Annotated in this window: 22 protein-coding genes; 13 read left to right on the top strand and 9 right to left on the bottom strand. The window is 63.4% G+C overall.

Going from position 1 to position 22,204, the window contains the following annotated elements; translation table 11 throughout:
• Positions 1-5: 5 nt before the first annotated feature.
• The 4 genes from OU419_RS17490 to OU419_RS17475 form a co-directional block, all read right to left on the bottom strand.
• The gene (locus OU419_RS17490; protein ID WP_254475714.1) at positions 6-671 is read right to left on the bottom strand and encodes a methionine ABC transporter permease; all 666 of its coding nucleotides are present in this window, start codon (positions 669-671) and stop codon (positions 6-8) included.
• Entirely contained in the window at positions 671-2,041 is a 1,371-nt protein-coding gene (locus OU419_RS17485) for an LLM class flavin-dependent oxidoreductase (RefSeq protein WP_254475715.1), read from the bottom strand. Before OU419_RS17485 ends, OU419_RS17490 begins: the two co-directional genes overlap by 1 nt.
• A 151-nt stretch (positions 2,042-2,192) precedes the next feature.
• Positions 2,193-3,416, bottom strand: a complete 1,224-nt coding sequence (locus OU419_RS17480) for an SfnB family sulfur acquisition oxidoreductase (protein WP_254475716.1) — start codon at positions 3,414-3,416, stop codon at positions 2,193-2,195.
• A 242-nt stretch (positions 3,417-3,658) separates the two neighbouring features.
• Positions 3,659-4,126, bottom strand: coding sequence for a YbaK/EbsC family protein (locus OU419_RS17475; protein ID WP_254475717.1), 468 nt, complete (start codon positions 4,124-4,126; stop codon positions 3,659-3,661).
• Positions 4,127-4,365: 239 nt separating this feature from the next.
• Here OU419_RS17475 and OU419_RS17470 point away from each other — a divergent pair, with 239 nt between their 5' ends.
• Together OU419_RS17470 and OU419_RS17465 are read left to right on the top strand one after the other, a co-directional pair.
• Positions 4,366-4,791: a YciI family protein gene (locus tag OU419_RS17470; protein WP_254475718.1), complete on the top strand. Its 426-nt coding sequence runs from the start codon at positions 4,366-4,368 to the stop codon at positions 4,789-4,791.
• Between the two features lie 16 nt (positions 4,792-4,807).
• Entirely contained in the window at positions 4,808-5,227 is a 420-nt protein-coding gene (locus OU419_RS17465; RefSeq protein WP_254475719.1) for a VOC family protein, read from the top strand.
• A gap of 92 nt (positions 5,228-5,319) precedes the next feature.
• Here OU419_RS17465 and OU419_RS17460 read toward each other — a convergent pair whose 3' ends face one another.
• Positions 5,320-6,468 carry an AraC family transcriptional regulator gene (locus tag OU419_RS17460; protein WP_254475720.1) on the bottom strand — a complete coding sequence of 383 codons (1,149 nt, stop codon included), beginning with the start codon at positions 6,466-6,468 and terminating at the stop codon, positions 5,320-5,322.
• A gap of 103 nt (positions 6,469-6,571) precedes the next feature.
• Between OU419_RS17460 and OU419_RS17455 the strand changes: the two genes are divergently transcribed.
• Positions 6,572-8,320, top strand: coding sequence for an amidohydrolase (locus tag OU419_RS17455; RefSeq protein ID WP_254475721.1), 1,749 nt, complete (start codon positions 6,572-6,574; stop codon positions 8,318-8,320).
• Positions 8,317-9,258 carry a CobW family GTP-binding protein gene (locus OU419_RS17450; RefSeq protein ID WP_254475722.1) on the top strand — a complete coding sequence of 314 codons (942 nt, stop codon included), beginning with the start codon at positions 8,317-8,319 and terminating at the stop codon, positions 9,256-9,258. Before OU419_RS17455 ends, OU419_RS17450 begins: the two co-directional genes overlap by 4 nt.
• A gap of 40 nt (positions 9,259-9,298) precedes the next feature.
• Here the strand turns inward: OU419_RS17450 and ppnP are convergent, their stop codons facing one another.
• Complete coding sequence (gene ppnP, locus OU419_RS17445) at positions 9,299-9,580, bottom strand: pyrimidine/purine nucleoside phosphorylase (protein ID WP_254475723.1); 282 nt, start codon at positions 9,578-9,580, stop codon at positions 9,299-9,301.
• Between the two features lie 109 nt (positions 9,581-9,689).
• Positions 9,690-10,241, bottom strand: coding sequence for an exonuclease domain-containing protein (locus OU419_RS17440; protein ID WP_254475724.1), 552 nt, complete (start codon positions 10,239-10,241; stop codon positions 9,690-9,692).
• 104 nt (positions 10,242-10,345) lie between these two features.
• Between OU419_RS17440 and OU419_RS17435 the strand changes: the two genes are divergently transcribed.
• Positions 10,346-11,224, top strand: a complete 879-nt coding sequence (locus OU419_RS17435) for an NAD(P)-dependent oxidoreductase (RefSeq protein WP_254475725.1) — start codon at positions 10,346-10,348, stop codon at positions 11,222-11,224.
• 10 nt (positions 11,225-11,234) lie between these two features.
• Here the strand turns inward: OU419_RS17435 and OU419_RS17430 are convergent, their stop codons facing one another.
• Positions 11,235-11,576, bottom strand: a complete 342-nt coding sequence (locus OU419_RS17430) for a DMT family protein (RefSeq protein WP_254475726.1) — start codon at positions 11,574-11,576, stop codon at positions 11,235-11,237.
• Between the two features lie 216 nt (positions 11,577-11,792).
• Here OU419_RS17430 and OU419_RS17425 point away from each other — a divergent pair, with 216 nt between their 5' ends.
• Both OU419_RS17425 and OU419_RS17420 read left to right on the top strand, forming a co-directional pair.
• Complete coding sequence (locus tag OU419_RS17425) at positions 11,793-12,047, top strand: YkgJ family cysteine cluster protein (RefSeq protein WP_254475727.1); 255 nt, start codon at positions 11,793-11,795, stop codon at positions 12,045-12,047.
• 120 nt (positions 12,048-12,167) lie between these two features.
• Positions 12,168-12,776, top strand: coding sequence for an START domain-containing protein (locus OU419_RS17420; RefSeq protein WP_254475728.1), 609 nt, complete (start codon positions 12,168-12,170; stop codon positions 12,774-12,776).
• 122 nt (positions 12,777-12,898) lie between these two features.
• On the opposite strand, the gene gltA is transcribed toward OU419_RS17420, so the two are convergent.
• Entirely contained in the window at positions 12,899-14,185 is a 1,287-nt protein-coding gene (gltA, locus tag OU419_RS17415; protein WP_254475729.1) for a citrate synthase, read from the bottom strand.
• 354 nt (positions 14,186-14,539) lie between these two features.
• Between gltA and sdhC the strand changes: the two genes are divergently transcribed.
• From sdhC to odhB, 6 genes are all read left to right on the top strand, one after another.
• Positions 14,540-14,926: a succinate dehydrogenase, cytochrome b556 subunit gene (gene sdhC / locus OU419_RS17410; protein WP_162140831.1), complete on the top strand. Its 387-nt coding sequence runs from the start codon at positions 14,540-14,542 to the stop codon at positions 14,924-14,926.
• On the top strand, positions 14,920-15,288 hold the full coding sequence (sdhD, locus tag OU419_RS17405; protein ID WP_024765472.1) for a succinate dehydrogenase, hydrophobic membrane anchor protein: 369 nt from the start codon (positions 14,920-14,922) through the stop codon (positions 15,286-15,288). Before sdhC ends, sdhD begins: the two co-directional genes overlap by 7 nt.
• A 3-nt stretch (positions 15,289-15,291) precedes the next feature.
• Positions 15,292-17,064: a succinate dehydrogenase flavoprotein subunit gene (sdhA, locus tag OU419_RS17400; protein WP_254475730.1), complete on the top strand. Its 1,773-nt coding sequence runs from the start codon at positions 15,292-15,294 to the stop codon at positions 17,062-17,064.
• A gap of 11 nt (positions 17,065-17,075) precedes the next feature.
• Entirely contained in the window at positions 17,076-17,783 is a 708-nt protein-coding gene (locus OU419_RS17395; protein WP_254475731.1) for a succinate dehydrogenase iron-sulfur subunit, read from the top strand.
• A 250-nt stretch (positions 17,784-18,033) separates the two neighbouring features.
• Positions 18,034-20,865 carry a 2-oxoglutarate dehydrogenase E1 component gene (locus tag OU419_RS17390; protein ID WP_254475732.1) on the top strand — a complete coding sequence of 944 codons (2,832 nt, stop codon included), beginning with the start codon at positions 18,034-18,036 and terminating at the stop codon, positions 20,863-20,865.
• A gap of 42 nt (positions 20,866-20,907) precedes the next feature.
• The gene (gene odhB, locus OU419_RS17385) at positions 20,908-22,137 is read left to right on the top strand and encodes a 2-oxoglutarate dehydrogenase complex dihydrolipoyllysine-residue succinyltransferase (protein ID WP_254475733.1); all 1,230 of its coding nucleotides are present in this window, start codon (positions 20,908-20,910) and stop codon (positions 22,135-22,137) included.
• Positions 22,138-22,204 lie beyond the last annotated feature (67 nt).

Below are 22,204 nucleotides of genomic sequence, written 5' to 3'. Positions count from 1 at the left end.
GGAATTCAGCGCCGCGTGTAGCGCGCGACGAGGCGGTCGCCGCTCATCTGCAACGCCTGCACCAGCAGGATCAGCAGGGCGACGGTGATGATCATCACGTCGGTCTGGAAGCGCTGGTAGCCGAAGCGGATGGCCAGGTCGCCCAGGCCGCCGCCGCCGATCACGCCGGACATGGCGGTGTAGTCCACCAGCACGATGGCGGTGACGGTCACGGCGGCGATGAGCCCGGTGCGCGCTTCGGGCAGCAGGGTGTGCCAGATGATCTGCCAGGTGCTGGCGCCCATCGCCTGGGTGGCTTCCACCAGCCCGCGGTCGACTTCGCGCAGGGCGGTTTCCACCAGGCGCGCGAAGAATGGGGTGCAACCCACCACCAGCGGCGGGATGGCCCCGGCGACGCCCAGCGAGGTGCCGGTGATCAGCGTGGTGACCGGGATCAGCACGATCAGCAGGATGATGAACGGCAGCGAGCGCAGCATGTTCACCACCACCGATAGCGCGCGGTACAGGCCGGGGCGGGCATGCAGCTGGCGCTTGCCGGTGAGGTACAGCAGCACGCCCAGCGGCAGGCCCAGCAGCACGGTGAAGGCCAGTGCGCCGCTGAGCATGGCGAGGGTGTCCAGGCAGGCCTGGGCGAGGTCGTGCCAGTCGAGGTTGCGGAACCAGCCGTCCATCACTGTTCGCCTCGCCGCAGCTTCGCAGCACGGTGCGGCGCGCGCAGGCGGTCGCCCTGGCCGAACAGCTTGTGGCGCAGGGTGCCTTGCTCGTACTCGCGCTTGAACAGCCCGCGTGCCTGCAACTCGGGCACCAGCAGGTCGACGATGTCGACGAAGGTTTCCGGCGCCACCAGGCTGGAGAGGTTGAAGCCGTCGACGTCGGTTTCCTCGACCCAGGCCTGCAACTGGTCCGCCACGGTCTGCGGCGAACCCACCAGCAGCGGGCCGTCGCCTCCCAGGGCGCAGTAGTCGGCGATCTCGGCAGCGGTCCACTGGCGCTCCGGGTCGGCGGCGCTGAAGGCGTCCACCGCGGACTGGATCGCGTCGCTCTGTACGTGGCGCAACACCTGGTCCGGCGCGTACTGGCCGAAGTCGATGCCGGTCCAGCCGGAGACCAGCGCCAGGGCACCTTCGCGGTCGCTGTACTGGCGATAGTCTTCCAGCTTGGCCAGGGCCTCGGCGTCGGTCGGGGCGACGATCACGGTGAGCTGGTTCAGCACCAGCACGTCGGTCGGCTGGCGGCCTGCTTCCACGGCCAGGCGGCGCAGGTCGGCGACCTGGTCGCGGAGGATGCACCTGGTCGGCGCGGCAACGAACACGCACTCGGCATTGCCGGCAGCGAACGCCTTGCCGCGGCTCGACGCGCCGGCCTGGTAAAGCACCGGGGTGCGCTGCGGCGAGGGCTGGCTGAGGTGGAAGCCGGGCACTTCGAAGTGCTCGCCCTTGTGCTCGATGGGGTGCACCTTTCGCGGGTCGGCGTAGACGCCGCTGGCGCGGTCGGCGACCACCCCGTCGTCATCCCAGCTGGCTTCCCAGAGCTTGTAGCAGACCTCCAGGTATTCCTCGGCCAGGGCATAGCGCTGCTGGTGGTTGAGCTGCTGCTTCAGGCCCAGGTTGCGCGCGCCGCTGTTGAGGTAGGAGGTGACGATGTTCCAGCCGGCGCGCCCACGGGTCAGGTGGTCCAGCGTGGAGATGCGCCGGGCGAAGGGGAACGGGTGCTCGAAGGACACCGAGGCGGTGATGCCGAAACCCAGGTGTTCCGTGGCCGCGGCCATCGCCGGGACGATCTGCAGCGGGTCGTTGGCCGGCACCTGGGCGGCGGCGCGCAGCGCGGCGTCGGCGTTGCCGTGGTAGACGTCATAGACGCCCAGTACGTCGGCGAGGAACAGCCCGTCGATCTTGCCGCGTTCGAGGGTCTTCGCCAGCTCGATCCAGTAGTGGATGTCGGTGTAGCGCGCGGCCTGCTGGTCGCGCGGGTGGCGCCACAGGCCGGGCGACAGGTGGCCGACGCAGTTCATGGCGAAGGCGTTGAGGCGGATCTCTTTCATAGCGGGTACCAAAACGGTGAATAGGCCGTCGCGAGCGATCCGAGAGCTAGGCGGACGGAGCGCAGCGACGAGACATATCGAGTTTGATAGGCGAGGAGCGAGCACCGCCCAACGCAGCTATCGGTTCGCGCAGCAGGCGTATTCACCGTTTTCAGTTCCAGTCGTGGCGCGGCGGACGCTTTTCGTTCAACAGCCAGTTGCCGACCAGGTGGTACTTCCAGCGCACCGGGTCGTGCAGGGTGTGCACGCGGGCGTTGCGCCAGTGGCGGTCGAACGCATGGCGGGCGAGGGTGGAGCGGGTGCCGCCGAGTTCGAACAGCTTGTTGGTGGCGTCGATGGCGACTTCGGTGGTCAGCACCTTGGCCTTGGCCACGGCGACCGAGGCGCGGGCGACGCTGTCTTCGTCCGGCGCCGGGCGGGCGGCGTCCATCACCTTGCCGGCGCGCTCCAGCAGGGCGTCGGCGGCCTCGATGCGGATGCCCAGTTCACCGACCTGGATGATGGTCAGCGGGTCTTCGCTGGCTTTCTCCACACCGGCGTCGATCCACGGGCGCGCCTGTTCGCGGACGAAGGCGATGGTGTCGCGCAGCGCCGCGCGGGCGATACCGGCGTCGATGGCGGCGGTGGTGATCTGCGCGAACGGGCCCGCCAGGGTCGGCACGTCGTAGGAACGGTGGGTGGGGAAGACATTGAACGCCGGCACGCGCAGCCCTTCCACCAGCACGGTGCCGCTGGAGGTGGTGCGCTGGCCGATACTGGCCCAGTCGTCGACGATGGCGAGCCCCGGCGTGCCGCGCGGGACGAAGGCGAGCTGGGCGTTGTTCTGCTCGTCGAGGCCCAGCACGCCGATCCAGTGGGCGTACAGCGAGCCGGTGCAGTAGCCCTTGCGGCCGTCGATGACCACGCTGTCGCCGTCGTGGCGCAGGCGGGTCTGGATGTCCTGGACGTTCTTGCCGCCGGTTTCCGACAGCGCGTTGGCGAAACGGTTGCCCTTGAGAGCCAGGTCGAAGAAGAAACGCTTCTGTTCGTCGCTGCCTTGCAGGCGGATGTCTTCCAGCAGGCAGTAGTGGTTCTGCGGAATCTGCCCCAGGGATGGATCGGCGGCGGAGACGATGGCGATCACTTCGGCCAGCGTGGCGTAGGACACCTCGGCGCCACCGAACGCGCGCGGCACGGTGATGCCCCACAGGCCGCTGTTGGAGTAGACCTCGACCACTTCTGGCGGGACTTCGCGGTTGCGGTCGCGTTCGGCGGCGCCCTCCAGGAGGAAGGCGGCGACCTTGTGGGCGACATCGATGGCTTCGGCGTCGGAGCCGATCACATGGGCGTGCGGTTCGCGGATGTCGTAATGGGCGGATTCGGGGAGTTGGGGCATGGCAGTACAGCGACCTCGGCAGATGAGTCGGCCCGGTGTTCGGACCTGTCTGATCTGGTCATTGCACAAGCTGTGCCGGAATTGAAAATCCTTTTAAATCAATATCTTGAGGATATGTAGAAACAGTTGAGGCGCTGTGCGGACAGCAAAGTGTTGAGCGGGTGTTGCTGGGGCAACAGTGATGGAGCAAGGATTGCCGGCGATCCGCCGGCAGGACCTGCGCCCGCACAGGCATCGTGCGATCAGGCCAGTTCCTGGCAAACGTCGATCCAATCCGCCGCCACCAACTGCGCCATACGCTGTGGCTCGATCCGTACAGCGCTATGCACCGCCCCCGCCGCCGGCAGTACCTCGTCGAATGCCTGCAACGACACATCGCAATACACCGGCAGCGGCGTGGCCAGGCCGAATGGGCAGACCCCGCCCACCGGATGGCCGGTCAGCTCCACTACTTCTTCGGCGCCGAGCATCTTGGCCTTGCCGCCGAAGGCTTCCTTGAGCTTGCGGTTGTCCAGCCGCGCGTCGCCACGGGCGACCACCAGCACGGTGCGCTCGCCAACCCGCAGGGACAGGGTCTTGGCGATACGACCCGGTTCCACGCCGTGGGCCTCCGCGGCCAGCGCAACGGTGGCGGTGCTGGTTTCCAGTTCGATGATGGCGATGTCGGGGGCCTTTTCGGCAAAGAAGGCGCGGACCGATTCCAGGCTCATTGAGTAACACTCCATTCAGCGCGAAAAGGTCTGAATCTAGGGACAGTGGACGAGGCTGTCCAGTTGGCCGTTGGTGGCGAGCGAGTTGCCCGGCGCGAACTATCCTCAATGGCCGCACCATGCCTTGCGGAATTTTTTTCGTGGCGACTGTCGATTTCGCCTTTCCCTTTTCGACTAGATGCCAGGAACCGGGATTTTCCGGTCGCCACGATGACCCATTACAAAAAAGGAGAGATGCCATGCGTTTCATGGTGATTGTCAAAGCCACTGCCGACTCCGAAGCCGGTGTGATGCCCAGGGAAGAACTGCTCGCCGCGATGGGAGCGTTCAACGAGGAATTGGCCAAGGCAGGTGTGATGCTGGCTGGCGAGGGGCTGCAACCCAGCTCCAAGGGGGCGCGGATTCGCTTCGATGGTGCGTCGCGTACGGTCATCGATGGACCTTTCGCCGAGACCAAGGAACTGATCGCCGGTTTCTGGATCATGCAGACAGCCTCGCTGCAGGAGTGCATCGACTGGGTGAAGCGCGCTCCCAACCCGTTCGATGGCGAGTCCGAGATCGAGATCCGGCAGATTTTCGAGGCCGAGGATTTCGGCGCCGAATTCACCCCCGAACTGCGCGAGCAGGAAGACCGCATCCGCGCGCAGATTTCCAGCAAGTCCTGAACCGGAGGAACCCGCCATGTTGATGAATGCCTATCTGAACTTTGACGGCAATTGCGAAGAGGCCTTCCGTTACTACGCCGAGGTATTGCACGGAGAGTTGCCGCATCTGATGCGCTTCGCCGATGCGCCGGGCTGCGAGGATATGCCGGCGGAGATGAAGAACCGCGTCATCCACGTTCGCCTGGAGGTGGATGGCCATGTGCTGATGGGCTCGGATGTCGCGCCGCAGTGTGGCGGCCCGTACGAGGGGGTGAAGGGCGCGTCGATCACGCTCAACGTCGATACCAAGGCGGAGGCGCGGCGCATCTTCGAGGCGTTGAGCAAGGGGGGCAAGGTCACCATGCCGCTGGACCGGACGTTCTGGGCGGAGCTGTTCGGCGCACTGGAGGATCGTTTCGGGGTGCCGTGGTTGATCAACTGCGAGAAGGATGCTTGAGCACGCCACCAGGCCTGTCACCGGCTTAGTGCGCTGCCGCAGCCGGTGGTGTGTGCCTGAGCCGGGCCGCGGCAGACGCGGCGCGGTGCCCGTCAACCATGCGGTCGCGCGAGCTTCTCAGCGTCTTGCGAACCTGCCAGCGCGGGGCTCCTGCGAGGGGTTTTTCCCTTCGTGGGAGGTGGCTCCATCGGCGATGCTTCGTTCGTTTGCCCACCCGCCAAGCGAAAGCGCTCCGGTGTCGTCCCGGTGTAGCGCTGGAATGCGCGGTGAAAACTGGTGACGTGTTCGTAGCCAAGCAGGAAGGCGATTTCCTGCAACGCCATGCGGCTGGCCAGCAGATAGCGCTGGGCCAGGGCCATGCGCACCTCCAGCACGATGCCCTTGAAGGTCAGCCCGTATTCACGCAGCCGCCGTTGCAGCGTGTGAGGGGGCATGCGCAGCGATTCGGCGGTCTGTTCCAGGTCTGGCAGCGGGATGCGGGCGTTCTGCAGCAGGTAGAAGCGCACGTCGTCGGGTAACGTCTGGCTTCGTTCGAAGCTGGCAAGGGTGGCCGCGCCCTGTGCCTGGCAGAGGCGCGTCACCGTCGGGTTGGCGGTGGAAAAGGGGCGGTCGTGGAATTCCCGGGGAATCCACAGTTGTGCCTGCCCGGCATCGAAGTGACACAGGCCCGGGAACAGTTCGGTGTACACCGCCGCATGGGCGGGCGGCGGGTAGGGCAGGTGAACCTGCATGCCCTGGCACACTTCCAGCTCTGGCAGCCGCTGGCACAGCCAGCGCCAGGTGCTGCTCAACCATTCTTCGCACAATGCGTTGCGTTCCACCTCGCTGAATGGCGGTAGCTGCAAGGTCAGGCGGATGTGGTCGGCGTCCTCTTCGCGCTGGGTGTGGATCGGGTGCGGCATCAGGCTCGACGGCTGGCCCAGGGATATGTCCCAGGAGCGCCTCAGGTTGGCCGCGCTGATCAGCGCGTAACCGATCACCCCGAGATCGTAGAGGTTGTAGCGCTGGCCCAGGCGCAGGAAGAAATCGCTCGGCCCGAGCAGTCCGGCGGAATGCTGCAGCAGGCGGTAGTAGCGGGCGAAATTCATGCGTTCAGCCGCATCGCTCCCGCTCGGCAACCCGAGGCCGCTCAGCAATGGCGCCAAGGGCGGCAATGCCGGGCGTGCGCGCCATTCTTCGAGGAAATGGCGGAACAGTTGGCGTGCGGCGTAATCGATGTCGAACGAGGCGGCAGAAGGCATGGACTCTGTCGTTTTATGCTAGTGAGTTGTCATCTTATGCTAGCCGGGTGGGGGAAATCGAACCCTATACTGCGTTCACGGACAAGAACAAGAAGGGCACTCCATGACCGCGCCGGACCGCTTCCGCTCCTCCCATTCCCCCAGCGACCGCTTCGCCGAGCTCGTGCTGAGGAATGGCCGCTTCTATACGCTCGACCCATCGCGCCCCTGGGCCGACGCGGTGGCGATCCGTGACGGCCGCTTCCTCGCCGTCGGCCGGCTGGAGGAAATGGAGCACCTGATCGGCCCGGATACCCTGGTGCGCGATCTGCAAGGGGCATTCTGCATGCCCGGCCTGCACGATATGCATACCCACCCGGACCTGGCGCTGGCGCCGCGCTACGCCGATGACCTCGATGTGGGAATCGAGGACCCGACGCCGGAGCAGGTGGCCAAGGCCGTTCGCGATTACGCCGCCAGTCATCCGGGCGACGGCTGGATCTACGGGCAGTACTGGGTTCGCTACACCTTCCGCGAGGCGGGCATCAAGCCGGGCCGCGAGTGGCTCGACCAGGTAATGCCGGACCGCCCCGTGGCGCTGCTGGATCGCATGTGGGGCACGATGATGGTCAACTCCCGCGCGCTGGAACTCGCGGGTATCGATGCTTCCACGCCCGATCCGCGCAATGGCTATCTGGAGCGCGACGAACTGACCGGCGAGCCCAATGGCCTGATGATCGACGGTGCCTACGCGCTGATCCACGCGGCCATGCCGCCGGCTCCGGCCAGCGTGCTGCAGCGTGCCTATCGCGATGGCGTGCATTTCCAGAGTTCGCGTGGCGTCACCGCGAGCAAGTACGTGCATGTCTGCGAAAATCGCCTGGCGGCGCTCAAGCATCTGGATGACGCTGGGCAACTGACCCTGCGGGTGGAGGCGGCGATCAGTTGGCAGGACGACATCTTCCCGGTGCGTCGTCGCTGGGAACTGCTCAGCGGCGAGCGCCACTACTATCGCAGCGCGCGGCTGTCGGCGAATGCGGTGAAGTTCCACTTCGATGGCACCGTGGAGCCGCGCTCATCCTTCCTTATCACGCCCTGGCCGGGCGAGAACGCCTGGCGCGGCAAGTTGAACCTGACGCCCGAGCACATCACCGACATGGTGGTGGATATGGATCGCCGGGGTATCCGGGTGATCGCCCACTGTACCGGTGACGCCGCCTCCGACGTATTCCTCGATGCGGTGGCCGAGGCGCGCCGGCGCAATGGCTTCAGCGGCGTGCGTCACCAGTGCGCGCACAGCACCATTCTTCATCCGGGCAACCTGAAGCGCTTCCGCGAACTGGATGTCATCGCCGAGTTCTCCCCGGCGGCCTGGTATCCGACACCCTTCGCCAGCGGCGCGCGCTCCGGTTACGGCCCCGATCGCCTGAAGCGTATCTATGACTTCAAGGGCGTGCTGGCCGCTGGCGGCATCGCGGTGTTCGGCACTGACTGGCCGGTGGCTTCGATCGATCCGTGGCTGGCGCTGGAAACCCTGGTGACCCGGCAGAACCCGTGGAACGACGACCCGGGCTGCTTTGGCGAGCCGATCAGCCTGGAGCAGGCGCTGGCGGTGGCGACGCTCAATGGCGCCTGTGCGATGGGACTGGAACATCTCACCGGCAGCCTGGAGGCTGGCAAGTCGGCGGATTTCATCGTCCTCGATCGCGATCTGTTCGCGGCGCCGGCGCGCAACTATATCCATCGCACCGAGGTGCAACTGACCTTCATGGAGGGCCAGCCGGTGTATGACCGTCTCGGCCACTTCAACGACACGCCGATGGCTGCCGTATGGCAGGGCGAGCCGCCGCGCATAGAAGGTGTCAACGCATGAGCATGGCGAGCATTCCGGTAACGGTGGTGGCCGGTTTTCTCGGCGCCGGCAAGACAACGCTGCTGCGTAACCTGCTGGAACGCTGTGAAGGGCGGCGCCTGGCGGTGATCGTCAACGATTTCGGCGAGCTGAATATCGATGCGGGAATGATCGCCGAGCAAACCGAGGCGGTGTACAGCCTGGAGAACGGCTGCATCTGCTGCAGTGTGCAGGACGATCTGCTGGCGCAACTGGAGCGCCTGGCGAGCATGAGCCCGCCGCTGGAGCAGGTGGTGATCGAATGCAGCGGCGTTTCCGATCCGCAACGGATCGTCCAGACCCTGGGCTACCCGAAGCTGCGCAAGCGCCTGCATCTGGACGCGGTGCTGACGGTGGTGGATGCGGCTCGCCGTGAGCCGCTGGCGGGCGAGTATGCGCGCCTGGAGCGGATGCAGGCGGCGGCGGCCGATCTGTTGCTGCTTAACAAGTGCGACCTGCTGGATGCCGGCGAACTGAGCGCGCAGCGCGAACGCTTCGGCCGTGGCGCGCGAGTGCTGGAGACGATCCAGGCGCAGATTCCCGATGAACTACTGCTGGGCGAGCCGTCGCGCTGGCTGCGCCCTCATCGGCAGGGCGGTATCGATCACGGCGAGCTGTTCGAAAGCTGGAGCTGGCAAGGGGGCCTGGTCTTCGATGGAGCGCGCTTGCAGAAGTGGCTGGGCGATCTGCCGAAGGAGCTCCTGCGGCTCAAGGGCCTGCTTCGGTTGGCCGGGCAGGAAGGCGCGTTGTGGCTGCAATACGTGGGCGGGCGCTACCAGTTCCGCCCGGCGACGGAGGCCGAGGCAGCGCAGGGCGCGCGGCTGGTATTCATCGCGGAGAAGGGCGGGACGTTGCGAGCGCGGCTCGAAGCCGGGTTGCGCGAGTGCTCCGTGCCGGACGAGCAGGTTTGCGAGCAATAAAAAACCGGCCATCAGGGCCGGTTTTCATGACTCGCGTAACTCAGCGGTATTCGCAGAGGTAGGCGGTGTCCTGGGCGACCTTCAACTGGAACTTGCTGTTGGCCGGCACAGTGAAGTTGCTGCCGGCTTCGAAGGTTTCCCAGGTGTCGCTGCCCGGCAGCTTGACGGTCAGCGCGCCGGCGACGACATGCATCACCTCCAGCTGGCTGGTGCCGAACTCATACTCGCCGGCAGCCATCACGCCGATGGTGGCCGGACCCGCGGTCATGTCGAAGGCGATGGATTTGACGGTGCCGTCGAAGTACTCGTTGACCTTGAACATGGGCTTCTCCTGCTAGAGGGGTGAAAAAGGGCTGGCCAGTATGCCCAAGGGCGCAGGCGTCGTCACTAGATGCGAGAAGGGACCGCGCGGTCAACGCCGAACCGCAGGTTCAGCTGGTGACCGACAGGGCGAGAGGTAACAGGCGCGCGGTATTGCGGGCGTCCTCCAGGGCTCGATGCTGCTGTCCCTGGAAGTGCAGGCCGGCGAGGTGCAGTGCGGTAATCAGGCCCACTGGGCGCTTGAGTTGGCGGGCATCGGCGAAACGTTGCTTGAGATTGACGTGGGGAACACGGGCGAGGTGACTTTCCAGGTGCTGGCGACGCCATTCCAGTTCCAGTTGCCGGCGGTCGTAGTCACCCCAACTGGTCCAGCCGACCAGGCGTGGCGCGTGTTGCGCCAGCCAACGCTCGAACTGTGGCCACACTACGCTCAAGGGAGCGGCCGCATCGACGCTGGCCTGGCTGATGTGGGTAAGGTCGCGGCAGAAGCTGGTCAGCAGCGGCCGTCGCTGTGGCCGGACGAAACGCTGGAAGTGGTCCAGCTCGCGGCCGTTGGCTTCGGCCACCAGGGTGGCGCCGATCTCGATGATTTCCATTTCTTCGACTGGCCAGCCACCTTCCTCGGTAGTGGCTTCCAGGTCGATCACCAACCAGTGGGGCATGACGGGACGCTCGCGGTTGAGGTTCTCCGGAGTATGGAAGGGGTTTTCGGGACCGGCAAACCGCTGTGCTAGGCTCTGCGGCTTTCGATGGCGAGGGAATGGGCATGGCGAAGATCGCATTCATCGGTCTGGGCGTGATGGGGTATCCGATGGCGGGCCATCTGCAGCGCGAGGGGCACGAGGTGTGCGTGTTCAACCGTACTGCGGCGCGCGCCGAACGCTGGGTCGGGCAGTTCGGTGGGCGCTCGGCGGCGACGCCCCGCGAGGCTGCGCAGTGGGCGGAGTTCGTGATGTGCTGCGTGGGCAACGACGACGACCTGCGCAGCGTGGTGCTGGGCGAGGATGGCGCGCTGGCGGGCATGCAGCCCGGATCTGTGCTGGTCGACCACACCACGGCGTCGGCCCAGGTGGCGCGTGAGCTGGCGGTGTGTGCATCGGAGCGCGAGCTGGGCTTCCTCGATGCGCCGGTTTCCGGCGGACAGGCCGGTGCGGAGAGCGGCTCGCTGACCGTGATGGTTGGCGGCGATCCGCTGATTTTCGAGCGCGCCGAGTCGATTCTTGCGACCTATGCGCGGATGGTGCGGCTGATGGGGCCGGTGGGTAGCGGCCAGTTGACCAAGATGGTCAATCAGATCTGCGTAGGCGGCCTGCTGCAGGGGCTTGCCGAGGCGCTGCACTTCGCCAGGAGCGCGGGGCTGGACGGGATGGCGGCGATGGAGGTGATCTGCAAGGGCGCGGCGCAGTCCTGGCAACTGGAAAACCGCCATCAGAGCATGCTGGAAGGTCGTTTCGACTTCGGATTTGCTGTGGACTGGATGCGCAAGGACCTGGGCATCGTGCTGGACGAGGCGCGGCGTAATGGCGCGCAATTGCCGGTAACGGCGCTGGTCGACCAGTTCTACGCCGAGGTTCAGGCCGCCGGCGGTGGGCGCTGGGATACGTCGAGCCTGATCACCCGGCTCAAGGACGGTGCGTTGTCCTGATGTTGGCGGCTCAGGCGCGGAAGATGAAGTACACGGCGCCGAGCAGGCACAGGCCGGCCCAGAGGTAGTCGAGTTTTAGCGGTTGCTGCATGAAGTAGACGCTGAACGGCACGAAAACCGCCAGCGTGATCACTTCCTGCATGATCTTCAGTTGCCCCACCGACATGACCGTGTAGCCGATACGGTTGGCTGGAACCTGCAGAAGGTACTCGAAGAGCGCGATCCCCCAACTGACCAACGCCGCGATGATCCACGGCTTGCTGTTCAGCGTCTTAAGGTGGCCATACCAGGCGAAGGTCATGAACAGGTTGGAAAGCACCAGGAGGAAGGCGGTTTGCAGCCAGACCGGCATGAGGAAGGCTCCATTCGATGGGTTTGCGAAGCCTAGTTGAAGCGCTTCGGGACAGAAAGGGGGCTGGTACCTGGTGCTCCGCTGATCCGGCCGGCTTGGCGGGTGGCGCGCTGCGCTATATTCTCCCGGCCTGTTTCCGCCGGCCCGGGTGCAATGCCTGGCGCCGGCCTCCCGTGTGGACGATAGACGTCCCGAATCGTCATCGAGATTCCTGAGATGCAGTGCCGTATCGGCTGTGGCGCCTGTTGCATCGCGCCTTCGATTTCCTCGCCCATTCCCGGCATGCCTGATGGCAAGCCGGCTGGCGTCCGCTGCATTCAACTGGATGAGCGGAATCTCTGCCAATTGTTCGGTGACCCGCGGCGGCCCGCCGTATGCGCTGCGTTCGATGCCGATCCCGAGGCCTGTGGCCAGAGCAATGAGCAGGCTCTGCTGATACTCACCGAATGGGAGCGGATCACCGCTGCCTGAGTGACTTGGAAGTCACGTTTTCAGGGGCCATACTGACGCCCATCCCGCTCAAGACCGCGGATTACAACGGGTTAACGGTACGTCCGTACCCGAAAACCAAGAATAAAGAGAGGTAAGACGATGCGTGGTGTATTGCGTATGAGCCTGCTGGCGACTGCCGTGGTGAGCTTTGCTGGCGTTGCGATGGCGGAAGACTGGAAGCTGGAAAAGGAAGATGACGGTGTGAAGGTCTTCCTGAGCAGCGTGCCGGGTTCCAAATACAAGGCTTACCGTGGTGTCGTCGACATCAAGGCAGACGTTGCCACTATCAATGCGCTGCAGGAAGACGTGAACGGCTCCTGCAAGTGGATCCACGCTTGTGGCGAAATGCGCCTGCTCAAGCATGAGGGCGATGACACCTGGACCTACTCGAAGATCGACATGCCCTGGCCGGTGACTGGCCGCGACGTGGTGATTCATGTCACCACCGAGAAGACTGCCGATGGCGGCCTGATCCGTCACCTGAAGGCCGAGCCGACCTTTATTCCGGAAGAGAAGGGCGAAATCCGTGTGCCGAAGCTGGTCGGCGAGTGGAAGCTGGTGCCCAAGGGCGCCGGCGTGACCGAAGTGATCTACCAGGTGCAGACCGAGCCGGGTGGCAGCATCCCGTCCTGGCTGGCCAATAGCTTCGTGGTCGACGCGCCGATGAATACCCTGAAGGGTCTGCGTAGCGCCGCCGAAAAGAAATAAGCGCCATACCTCTGCCCGCGCATGGAAAAGGCCGCCTTCGGGCGGCCTTTTCGTTGTGATGCATCAGGCGTCGGGCAATAAAAAAGGCTGCCGAAGCAGCCTCTTCTATCATGCCGTAGCGCTTACTTGCGATCCTTGAGGGATACGAAGTTGCGCTCTGCGCTGCCGGTGTACAGCTGGCGCGGGCGGCCGATCTTGTACGGACCGGAGAGCATTTCCTGCCAGTGCGAGATCCAGCCGACGGTACGCGCCAGGGCAAAGATCACTGTGAACATGCTGGTCGGAATGCCGATTGCCTTCAGGATGATGCCGGAGTAGAAGTCCACGTTCGGGTAGAGGTTGCGCTCCACGAAGTACGGGTCGTGGCGAGCGATCTCTTCCAGCTTCATGGCCAGTTCCAGTTGCGGGTCATTGATACCCAGCTCCTGAAGAACCTCGTCGCAGGTCTGCTTCATGACCTTGGCGCGCGGGTCGAAGTTCTTGTACACGCGGTGGCCGAAGCCCATGAGCTTGAACGGATCGTTCTTGTCCTTGGCCTTGGCCACGAACTTCTCGATGTTCGAAACGTCACCGATTTCGTCCAGCATGCGCAGAACAGCTTCGTTCGCACCGCCGTGAGCCGGTCCCCACAGGGCGGCGATGCCCGAGGCGATACAGGCGAACGGGTTGGCGCCGGAGGAGCCCGCCAGGCGCACGGTGGAGGTGGATGCGTTCTGCTCGTGATCGGCGTGCAGAATGAAGATGCGATCCATCGCCTTGGCCAGCACGGGGCTGATCGGCTTGGTCTCGCAAGGAGTGTTGAACATCATGTGCAGGAAGTTTTCCGCGTAGTTCAGGTCGTTACGCGGATACATCATCGGCTCGCCCTTGGAGTACTTGTACACCATTGCGGCGATGGTCGGCATCTTGGCTATCAGGCGATGCGCGGAGACTTCCCGGTGCTTCGGATTATTGATGTCCAGGGAGTCGTGGTAGAAGGCGGAGAGGGCACCGATCACGCCGCACATCACGGCCATCGGGTGCGCATCGCGGCGGAAGCCGTTGAAGAATGTCTTCAGTTGTTCGTGAACCATCGTGTGGTTCTTGATGGTGCCGACGAACTTTTCCTTCTGCTCGGCGGTAGGCAGCTCGCCGTTGAGCAGCAGGTAGCAGGTTTCCAGGTAGTCGGACTTCTCGGCCAGCTGTTCGATCGGGTAGCCGCGGTGCAGCAGAACGCCCTTGTCACCATCGATGTAGGTGATCTTCGACTCGCAGGAGGCGGTGGACATGAAGCCGGGGTCGAAGGTGAAGTGGCCGGTGGAGGTCAGGCCGCGAACATCGACAACGTCGGGACCCAGCGTGCCGGAGAGGACAGGCAGTTCGACGGGGGCTGCGCCCTCGATGATCAACTGCGCTTTTTTGTCAGCCATGATGGCCTCCTATTTATGCTTGAAATCATCTGTACGACCCCCCACGCAGGGCCCGCACCACTATAGAGAGATAAATCCGAATGTCAATTTGCTGCATTCGGCATTATCGGCACCTCCAAGCCGCTGTTTTGACGAAAAAAATTGCCTGTTTACGCCTTTTATGTGGGTGCGGCAATTAGTCCTTAGGTGGAGGTCTTTCCGTTGTCATTAGGAGCCTAACTGTCTATACTCGGCGACCAGCCGCCAAGGGCCGTCCGGCCTCGCTTCATCGGTGGTTGTCACTCCCGAAGGTGATGGGTACCTGACAAGTGCACCTCCCGACAACTAGCCCTGTTTCATATAAGGGCTCTCAGTGTGAAAAAAGCCGTGAATAGCAAACGACCCGTAAACCTAGACCTAAGGACCATTCAACTCCCTATCACTGCTTACACGTCGATTCTCCACCGTATCTCTGGCGTCATTCTGTTCGTGGGCATCGCAGTGCTGCTGTTCGCACTGGACCGTTCCCTCGCTTCGGAAGAGAGCTTCGAGCAGGTGAAGGCGTGTCTGGCCAATCCGTTGGTCAAGCTTGTGATCTGGGGCCTGCTGTCTGCGCTGCTGTACCACCTGGTAGCCGGTATTCGTCACCTCATCATGGATGCAGGTATCGGCGAAACACTGGAAGGCGGTAAGCGTGGTTCGAAAATCGTCATCGCTGTCGCAGTGGTGCTGATCGTTCTGGCGGGGGTATGGGTATGGTAACTAACGTCACTAACTTGTCGCGTTCGGGCCTCTATGACTGGATGGTTCAGCGCGTCTCCGCGGTCGTTCTCGCGGCTTATGTTCTCTTCCTGCTGGGTTTCCTGATCGCTCATCCGGGTATTACCTACGCGGAGTGGCATGGTCTGTTCTCCCACAGCCTGATGAAGATCTTCAGCCTGTTGACGCTGGTTTCCCTGAGCGTGCACGCCTGGGTCGGTATGTGGACCATCACGACCGACTACCTGACTCCGATGGCGCTGGGCAAGTCCGCGACCGTCGTGCGTTTCCTCGTCCAGGCAGTATGCGGCATGGCCATGTTCGCATTCTTCGTCTGGGGTGTGCAGATTCTCTGGGGTAACTGATCCATGGCTAGCATTCGCTCTCTTTCTTTCGACGCCATCATCGTTGGTGGCGGCGGCGCCGGCATGCGTGCTGCGCTGCAACTGGCCCAGGGTGGTCACAAGACCGCCGTGGTAACCAAGGTCTTCCCGACCCGTTCGCACACTGTTTCCGCTCAGGGCGGCATCACCTGCGCCATCGCCTCGGCCGACCCGAACGACGATTGGCGCTGGCATATGTACGATACCGTCAAGGGTTCCGACTATATCGGCGACCAGGACGCTATCGAATACATGTGCTCCGTTGGTCCGGAAGCCGTGTTCGAGCTGGAACACATGGGTCTGCCGTTCTCCCGTACCGAGCAGGGCCGCATCTACCAGCGCCCGTTCGGCGGCCAGTCCAAGGACTTCGGCAAGGGCGGCCAGGCTGCCCGTACCTGTGCCGCGGCTGACCGTACCGGTCACGCGCTGCTGCACACTCTCTATCAGGCCAACCTGAAGAACGGTACTTCCTTCCTTAATGAGTGGTACGCGGTTGACCTGGTGAAGAACCAGGACGGTCATGTCGTCGGCGTCATCGCCATCGACATCGAAACCGGCGACACCGTTTACATCCGCTCCAAGGCCGTGGTCCTCGCCACTGGCGGCGCCGGCCGTATCTACGCCTCCACCACCAACGCCCTGATCAACACCGGCGATGGCATTGGCATGGCCCTGCGCGCTGGCGTTCCGGTGCAGGACATCGAAATGTGGCAGTTCCACCCGACCGGCATCGCCGGCGCTGGTGTACTGGTCACCGAGGGTTGCCGCGGTGAAGGCGGTTACCTGATCAACGCTCATGGCGAGCGCTTCATGGAGCGTTACGCTCCGAACGCCAAAGACCTGGCCGGCCGTGACGTGGTGGCCCGCTCGATGGTCAAGGAAGTGATCGCTGGCAACGGCGTGGGCCCGAACAAGGACCACGTGCTGCTGAAGCTCGACCACCTCGGCGAAGAAGTACTGCACAGCCGCCTGCCTGGCATCTGCGAGCTGTCCAAGACCTTCGCTCACGTGGACCCGGTCGTTGCTCCGATCCCGGTAATCCCGACCTGCCACTACATGATGGGCGGCGTTGCCACCAATATCCATGGCCAGGCCCTGACTATGGATGCCAACGGCAACGAGCAGATCGTCGAAGGCCTGTTCGCGGTCGGCGAAGTGGCTTGCGTATCGGTACACGGTGCCAACCGCCTGGGCGGCAACTCGCTGCTCGACCTGGTGGTCTTCGGCCGCGCGACCGGTCTGCACCTGGAGAAGGCGCTCAAGGACGGTATCGAGCACCGCCAGGCTTCCGAGTCCGATCTGGAATCCGCTTTCAAGCGCCTGAACGGCGTGAACGAGCGTACCAGCGGCGAAGAAGTCGCTCCGCTCAAGCGCGAACTGCAATCCTGCATGCAGAACTACTTCGGTGTGTTCCGTACCGGCGAGTACATGCAGAAGGGCATCGCTCAGTTGGCTGACCTGCGCGAGCGTATCGCCACCGTCAAGATCAACGACAAGAGCCAGGCATTCAACACGGCGCGTATCGAAGCGCTGGAACTGCAGAATCTCCTCGAAGTGGCCGAAGCCACTGCGATTGCGGCAGAAGCCCGCAAAGAGTCCCGCGGTGCGCATGCCCGTGAAGACTTCGAGGAGCGCGATGACGAGAACTGGCTGTGCCACACCCTGTACTTCCCGGGTGAGAAACGCGTTGCCAAGCGTGCCGTCAATTTCGCGCCGAAGACTGTTCCGGCATTCGAACCCAAGGTTCGTACTTACTAAGGGTGCCCGCCATGTTGCAAGTAAGTGTTTACCGCTACAACCCTGAGAAGGACGCTGCACCCTACATGCAGGACTTCCAGGTCGATACCGACGGCAAGGACGTAATGGTCCTCGACGTACTGGCGCTGATCAAGGAGCAGGACGAGGGCTTCTCCTACCGTCGCTCCTGCCGTGAAGGCGTGTGCGGCTCCGACGGCATGAACATCAACGGCAAGAACGGCCTGGCCTGCATCACCCCCCTGTCGGCCGCTGGCCTGAAGGGTGGCAAGCTGGTTCTGCGTCCGCTGCCGGGCCTGCCGGTCATTCGTGACCTGGTCGTCGATATGCGCATCTTCTACAGACAGTACGAGAGCGTTAAGCCGTTCCTGCAGAACAAGTACGCGGCCCCGGCCATCGAACGTCTGCAAAGCCCGGAAGAGCGCGAGAAGCTGGATGGTCTGTACGAGTGCATCCTGTGCGCCTGCTGCTCGACCTCCTGTCCGTCGTTCTGGTGGAACCCGGACAAGTTCCTGGGCCCCGCCGCGCTGCTGCAGGCCTACCGCTTCCTGGCCGATAGTCGCGATACCGAAACTCAGGCACGCCTGGCGAGCCTGGATGACCCGTTCAGCGTCTTCCGCTGCCGCGGGATCATGAACTGCGTGAACGTCTGCCCGAAGGGGCTGAACCCCACCAAGGCAATCGGTCACATCCGTAACATGCTGCTGCAGAGCGGCACTTGATCCAAGGGCCTCGCGCCTGAAGATCATTGCAAGAGCGACACCTGTACCGCCGGAACATTGACCGGCGGTGCAGTCCCTAGGACTCAAGCCCACAAAGCGGGGGTCCTGTTTTGAAAACGTATATATGACCAGCAGGGGCATCCGGGCTGGTACCCGGACTATCTGCGGGGATCGGTGGCTTGAAGTCGCTGTGTATGACTTCGCGCCAGAGATTCCACAGGTGGAGTCCCCTTACCGAGGGTGACCAAGCATGCACGAAAGCGTAATGCAGCGGATGTGGAACAGTGCCCATCTATCCGGTGGAAACGCTGCCTACGTCGAAGAGCTCTACGAGCTCTACCTGCACGACCCGAACGCTGTGCCAGAAGAGTGGCGCACGTACTTCCAGAAGCTCCCCGCCGACGGCAATCCTGCCCCCGACGTCTCGCATTCCTCTATCCGTGATCATTTCGTTCTCCTGGCCAAGAACCAGCGCCGTGCCGCGCCGGTTTCCGCCAGCAGCGTAAGCACCGAGCACGAGAAGAAGCAGGTTGAAGTCCTGCGTCTGATCCTGGCATACCGTCTGCGTGGACATCAGGCAGCATCGCTCGATCCGCTGGGTCTCTGGGTGCGTACCGCTCCCTCCGATCTGTCGCTCGAACACTACGGGCTTACTGCTGCAGACCTCGACACCACCTTCCGTACCGGTGAACTCTACATCGGCAAGGAAGAAGCGACCCTGCGTGAAATCCTCGATGCGCTGAAGCAGACCTACTGCAGCACCATCGGCGCCGAGTTCATGCACATCGTCGATTCCGAGCAGCGCCACTGGTTCGCCCAGCGCCTGGAAAGCGTTCGCGGCCGTCCGGCGTACTCCGCCGATGCCCGTTCCCACCTGCTGGAGCGTCTGACCGCTGCCGAAGGCCTGGAAAAGTATCTGGGCACCAAGTACCCGGGCACCAAGCGTTTCGGCCTTGAGGGCGGCGAGAGCCTGATCCCGATGGTCGACGAGATCATCCAGCGCTCCGGCTCCTACGGCGTCAAGGAAATCGTCATCGGTATGGCCCACCGCGGCCGCCTGAACGTCCTGGTCAACACGCTCGGCAAGAACCCGCGCGACCTCTTCGACGAGTTCGAAGGCAAGAAACTGGTCGAGCTGGGCTCTGGGGACGTGAAATACCACCAGGGCTTCTCCTCCAACGTCATGACCACCGGTGGCGAAGTCCACCTGGCCCTGGCGTTCAACCCTTCACACCTGGAGATCGTTTCCCCGGTCGTCGAGGGCTCGGTGCGCGCCCGCCAGGACCGTCGCAAGGACGGTAGCGGCGACAAGGTCGTGCCGATCTCCATCCACGGCGATGCCGCGTTCGCGGGGCAGGGCGTGGTCATGGAAACCTTCCAGATGTCGCAGACCCGTGCTTACAAGACGGGCGGCACCATCCACATCGTGATCAACAACCAGGTGGGCTTCACCACCAGCCGCCAGGACGACGCTCGTTCCACCGAGTACGCGACCGACGTGGCGAAGATGATCCAGGCGCCGATCTTCCATGTGAACGGCGACGATCCGGAAGCGGTCCTGTTCGTGACCCAGCTGGCCGTCGACTATCGCATGCAGTTCAAGCGCGACGTGGTCATCGACCTGGTCTGCTACCGCCGCCGCGGCCACAACGAGGCCGACGAGCCGAGCGGCACCCAGCCGCTGATGTATCAGCAGATCGCCAAGCAGCGCACTACCCGTGAGCTGTACGCCGATGCGCTGATCGCCGCCGGCGTGCAAACCACGGAGCAGGCCCAGGAGAAGGTCGACGAATACCGCGACGCTCTCGACAACGGTCTGCATGTGGTGAAAAGCCTGGTCAAGGAGCCGAACAAGGAGCTCTTCGTCGATTGGCGTCCGTACGTCGGCCATGCCTGGACCGCGCGTCACGACACTCGCTTCGACCTGAAGACCCTGCAGGAACTGTCCAGCAAGCTGCTGGAAACCCCGGACGGCTTCGTCATGCAGCGTCAGGTTCAGAAGATCTACGAAGATCGCGCCAAGATGGCTGCCGGTGGTATGCCGATCAACTGGGGCTTCGCTGAGAATCTGGCCTACGCTACTCTGCTGTTCGAAGGCCACCCGGTGCGTATGACCGGCCAGGATGTCGGCCGCGGCACCTTCTCGCACCGCCACGCTGCGCTGCACAATCAGAAGGACGACTCGGTCTACATTCCGCTCGCTCACCTGTTCGACGGCCAGCCGCGTGTCAGCCTGTACGATTCCTATCTGTCGGAAGAAGCCGTACTGGCCTTCGAATATGGCTACGCGACCACCACGCCGAATGCGCTGGTGATCTGGGAAGCCCAGTTCGGTGACTTCGCCAACGGCGCGCAGGTCGTGATCGACCAGTTCATCACCAGCGGCGAGACGAAATGGCAGCGTCTGTGCGGCCTGACCATGCTGCTGCCGCACGGTTACGAGGGCCAGGGGCCGGAGCACTCCTCCGCGCGTCTTGAGCGTTACCTGCAACTGTGTGCCGAGCAGAACATTCAGGTCTGTGTGCCGACCACCCCGGCTCAGGTCTACCACATGTTGCGCCGTCAGGTGATTCGCCCGCTGCGCAAGCCTCTGATCGTGATGACTCCGAAGTCGTTGCTGCGTCACAAGCTGGCCATCTCGACCCTGGAAGATCTAGCCAACGGTTCGTTCCAGACCGTGATTGGCGAGATCGACAGCCTGGATCCGAAGAAGGTCGACCGCATCGTGCTGTGCAGCGGCAAGGTGTACTACGACCTGCTGGAGAAGCGCCGTGCCGAGGGCCGCGAAGACATCGCGATTGTCCGTCTCGAGCAGCTCTATCCGTTCCCGGAAGACGATCTGGCCGAAGTTCTGTCTCAGTACAAGAACCTCAAGCACATCGTCTGGTGCCAGGAAGAGCCGATGAACCAGGGCGCCTGGTACTGCTCGCAGCACCACATGCGTCGTGTCATCGCAGCCCACAAGAAGGGCCTCAACCTGGAGTACGCGGGCCGCGAAGGCTCGGCAGCTCCGGCTTGTGGCTACGCTTCGATGCACGCCGAGCAGCAGGAAAAACTGCTGCAGGACGCCTTCACCGTTTAACGCCAACGCGCAGTTGATACCGAATTTAAGGAAACACACATAATGGCTATCGAAATCAAAGCCCCAACCTTCCCGGAATCGGTTGCCGACGGCACCGTGGCAACCTGGCACAAGAAGGTCGGCGAAGCCGTCAAGCGTGACGAACTGATCGTCGACATCGAGACCGACAAGGTCGTGATCGAAGTGCTCGCCGAGGCCGATGGTGTCCTGGCTGAGATCGTCAAGAACGAAGGTGACACCGTTCTCTCCAACGAACTGCTGGGCAAGCTGAGCGAAGGCGGTGCTGCCGCTGCCGCTCCGGCTGCTGCCTCCGCTCCTGCTGCCGCTCCGGCCGCTGCTGCCCCGGCTGCTGCCGCTGGCGACGACAACATCCTCTCGCCGGCAGCCCGCAAGCTGGCCGAAGAGAACGGCATCGACCCGAACAGCCTGGCCGGCACCGGCAAGGGCGGTCGCGTGACCAAGGAAGACGTCGTAGCCGCTGTCGAAGCCAAGAAGAACGCCCCGGCTGCCGCTCCGGCCGTCAAGGCCGCCGCTCCTGCTGCCGAGGCTCCGGTCTTCGCTGCTGGCGACCGCGTCGAGAAGCGCGTTCCGATGACCCGCCTGCGCGCCAAGGTCGCCGAGCGTCTGGTCGAAGCCCAGTCCTCCATGGCCATGCTGACTACCTTCAACGAAGTCAACATGAAGCCGATCATGGACCTGCGCAACAAGTACAAGGACCTGTTCGAGAAGAAGCACAATGGCGTTCGCCTGGGCTTCATGTCCTTCTTCGTCAAGGCCGCTACCGAAGCCCTGAAGCGCTTCCCGGGCGTCAACGCCTCGATCGACGGCAACGACATTGTCTACCACGGCTACCAGGACATCGGCGTGGCAGTGTCCAGCGACCGCGGTCTGGTCGTGCCGGTGTTGCGTAACGCCGAGTTCATGAGCCTGGCCGAGATCGAGAACGGCATCGCCACCTTCGGCAAGAAAGCCAAAGACGGCAAGCTGTCCATCGAAGACATGACCGGTGGTACTTTCACCATTTCCAACGGTGGCGTATTCGGTTCCCTGCTGTCGACTCCGATCGTCAACCCGCCGCAGACTGCCATCCTCGGCATGCACAAGATCCAGGAGCGCCCGATGGCCGTTAACGGCCAGGTGGTGATCCTGCCGATGATGTACCTGGCGCTGTCCTACGATCACCGCATGATCGATGGCAAGGAGGCCGTGAGCTTCCTGGTCACCATGAAGGACCTGCTGGAAGATCCGGCTCGCCTGCTGCTGGACGTCTGATTAGTCCATTCACACGACGGCCCCGTACTACATGACGGCCCCGCGAGGGGCCGTCCGCTTCACCGGA

The sequence above is a fragment of the Pseudomonas triclosanedens genome, assembly GCF_026686735.1.
GTDB lineage: Bacteria > Pseudomonadota > Gammaproteobacteria > Pseudomonadales > Pseudomonadaceae > Pseudomonas > Pseudomonas triclosanedens.
Note: the sequence above shows the minus strand (reverse complement) of the source record. Positions and strands in the feature narration are given on the sequence as shown.

Coding starts and splice junctions, on each gene's coding strand:
- OU419_RS17470 (WP_254475718.1), top strand. CDS start 4,366: ATGCGTTTCATGGTGATTGTCAAAGCCACTGCCGACTCCGAAGCCGGT.
- OU419_RS17490 (WP_254475714.1), bottom strand. CDS start 671: ATGGACGGCTGGTTCCGCAACCTCGACTGGCACGACCTCGCCCAGGCC.
- OU419_RS17390 (WP_254475732.1), top strand. CDS start 18,034: ATGCACGAAAGCGTAATGCAGCGGATGTGGAACAGTGCCCATCTATCC.
- OU419_RS17460 (WP_254475720.1), bottom strand. CDS start 6,468: ATGCCTTCTGCCGCCTCGTTCGACATCGATTACGCCGCACGCCAACTG.
- OU419_RS17425 (WP_254475727.1), top strand. CDS start 11,793: ATGCAGTGCCGTATCGGCTGTGGCGCCTGTTGCATCGCGCCTTCGATT.
- ppnP (WP_254475723.1), bottom strand. CDS start 9,580: ATGTTCAAGGTCAACGAGTACTTCGACGGCACCGTCAAATCCATCGCC.
- sdhA (WP_254475730.1), top strand. CDS start 15,292: ATGGCTAGCATTCGCTCTCTTTCTTTCGACGCCATCATCGTTGGTGGC.
- OU419_RS17440 (WP_254475724.1), bottom strand. CDS start 10,241: ATGCCCCACTGGTTGGTGATCGACCTGGAAGCCACTACCGAGGAAGGT.
- OU419_RS17450 (WP_254475722.1), top strand. CDS start 8,317: ATGAGCATGGCGAGCATTCCGGTAACGGTGGTGGCCGGTTTTCTCGGC.
- odhB (WP_254475733.1), top strand. CDS start 20,908: ATGGCTATCGAAATCAAAGCCCCAACCTTCCCGGAATCGGTTGCCGAC.
- OU419_RS17435 (WP_254475725.1), top strand. CDS start 10,346: ATGGCGAAGATCGCATTCATCGGTCTGGGCGTGATGGGGTATCCGATG.
- OU419_RS17395 (WP_254475731.1), top strand. CDS start 17,076: ATGTTGCAAGTAAGTGTTTACCGCTACAACCCTGAGAAGGACGCTGCA.
- sdhD (WP_024765472.1), top strand. CDS start 14,920: ATGGTAACTAACGTCACTAACTTGTCGCGTTCGGGCCTCTATGACTGG.
- OU419_RS17480 (WP_254475716.1), bottom strand. CDS start 3,416: ATGCCCCAACTCCCCGAATCCGCCCATTACGACATCCGCGAACCGCAC.
- OU419_RS17430 (WP_254475726.1), bottom strand. CDS start 11,576: ATGCCGGTCTGGCTGCAAACCGCCTTCCTCCTGGTGCTTTCCAACCTG.
- OU419_RS17475 (WP_254475717.1), bottom strand. CDS start 4,126: ATGAGCCTGGAATCGGTCCGCGCCTTCTTTGCCGAAAAGGCCCCCGAC.
- gltA (WP_254475729.1), bottom strand. CDS start 14,185: ATGGCTGACAAAAAAGCGCAGTTGATCATCGAGGGCGCAGCCCCCGTC.
- OU419_RS17485 (WP_254475715.1), bottom strand. CDS start 2,041: ATGAAAGAGATCCGCCTCAACGCCTTCGCCATGAACTGCGTCGGCCAC.
- OU419_RS17465 (WP_254475719.1), top strand. CDS start 4,808: ATGTTGATGAATGCCTATCTGAACTTTGACGGCAATTGCGAAGAGGCC.
- OU419_RS17455 (WP_254475721.1), top strand. CDS start 6,572: ATGACCGCGCCGGACCGCTTCCGCTCCTCCCATTCCCCCAGCGACCGC.
- OU419_RS17420 (WP_254475728.1), top strand. CDS start 12,168: ATGCGTGGTGTATTGCGTATGAGCCTGCTGGCGACTGCCGTGGTGAGC.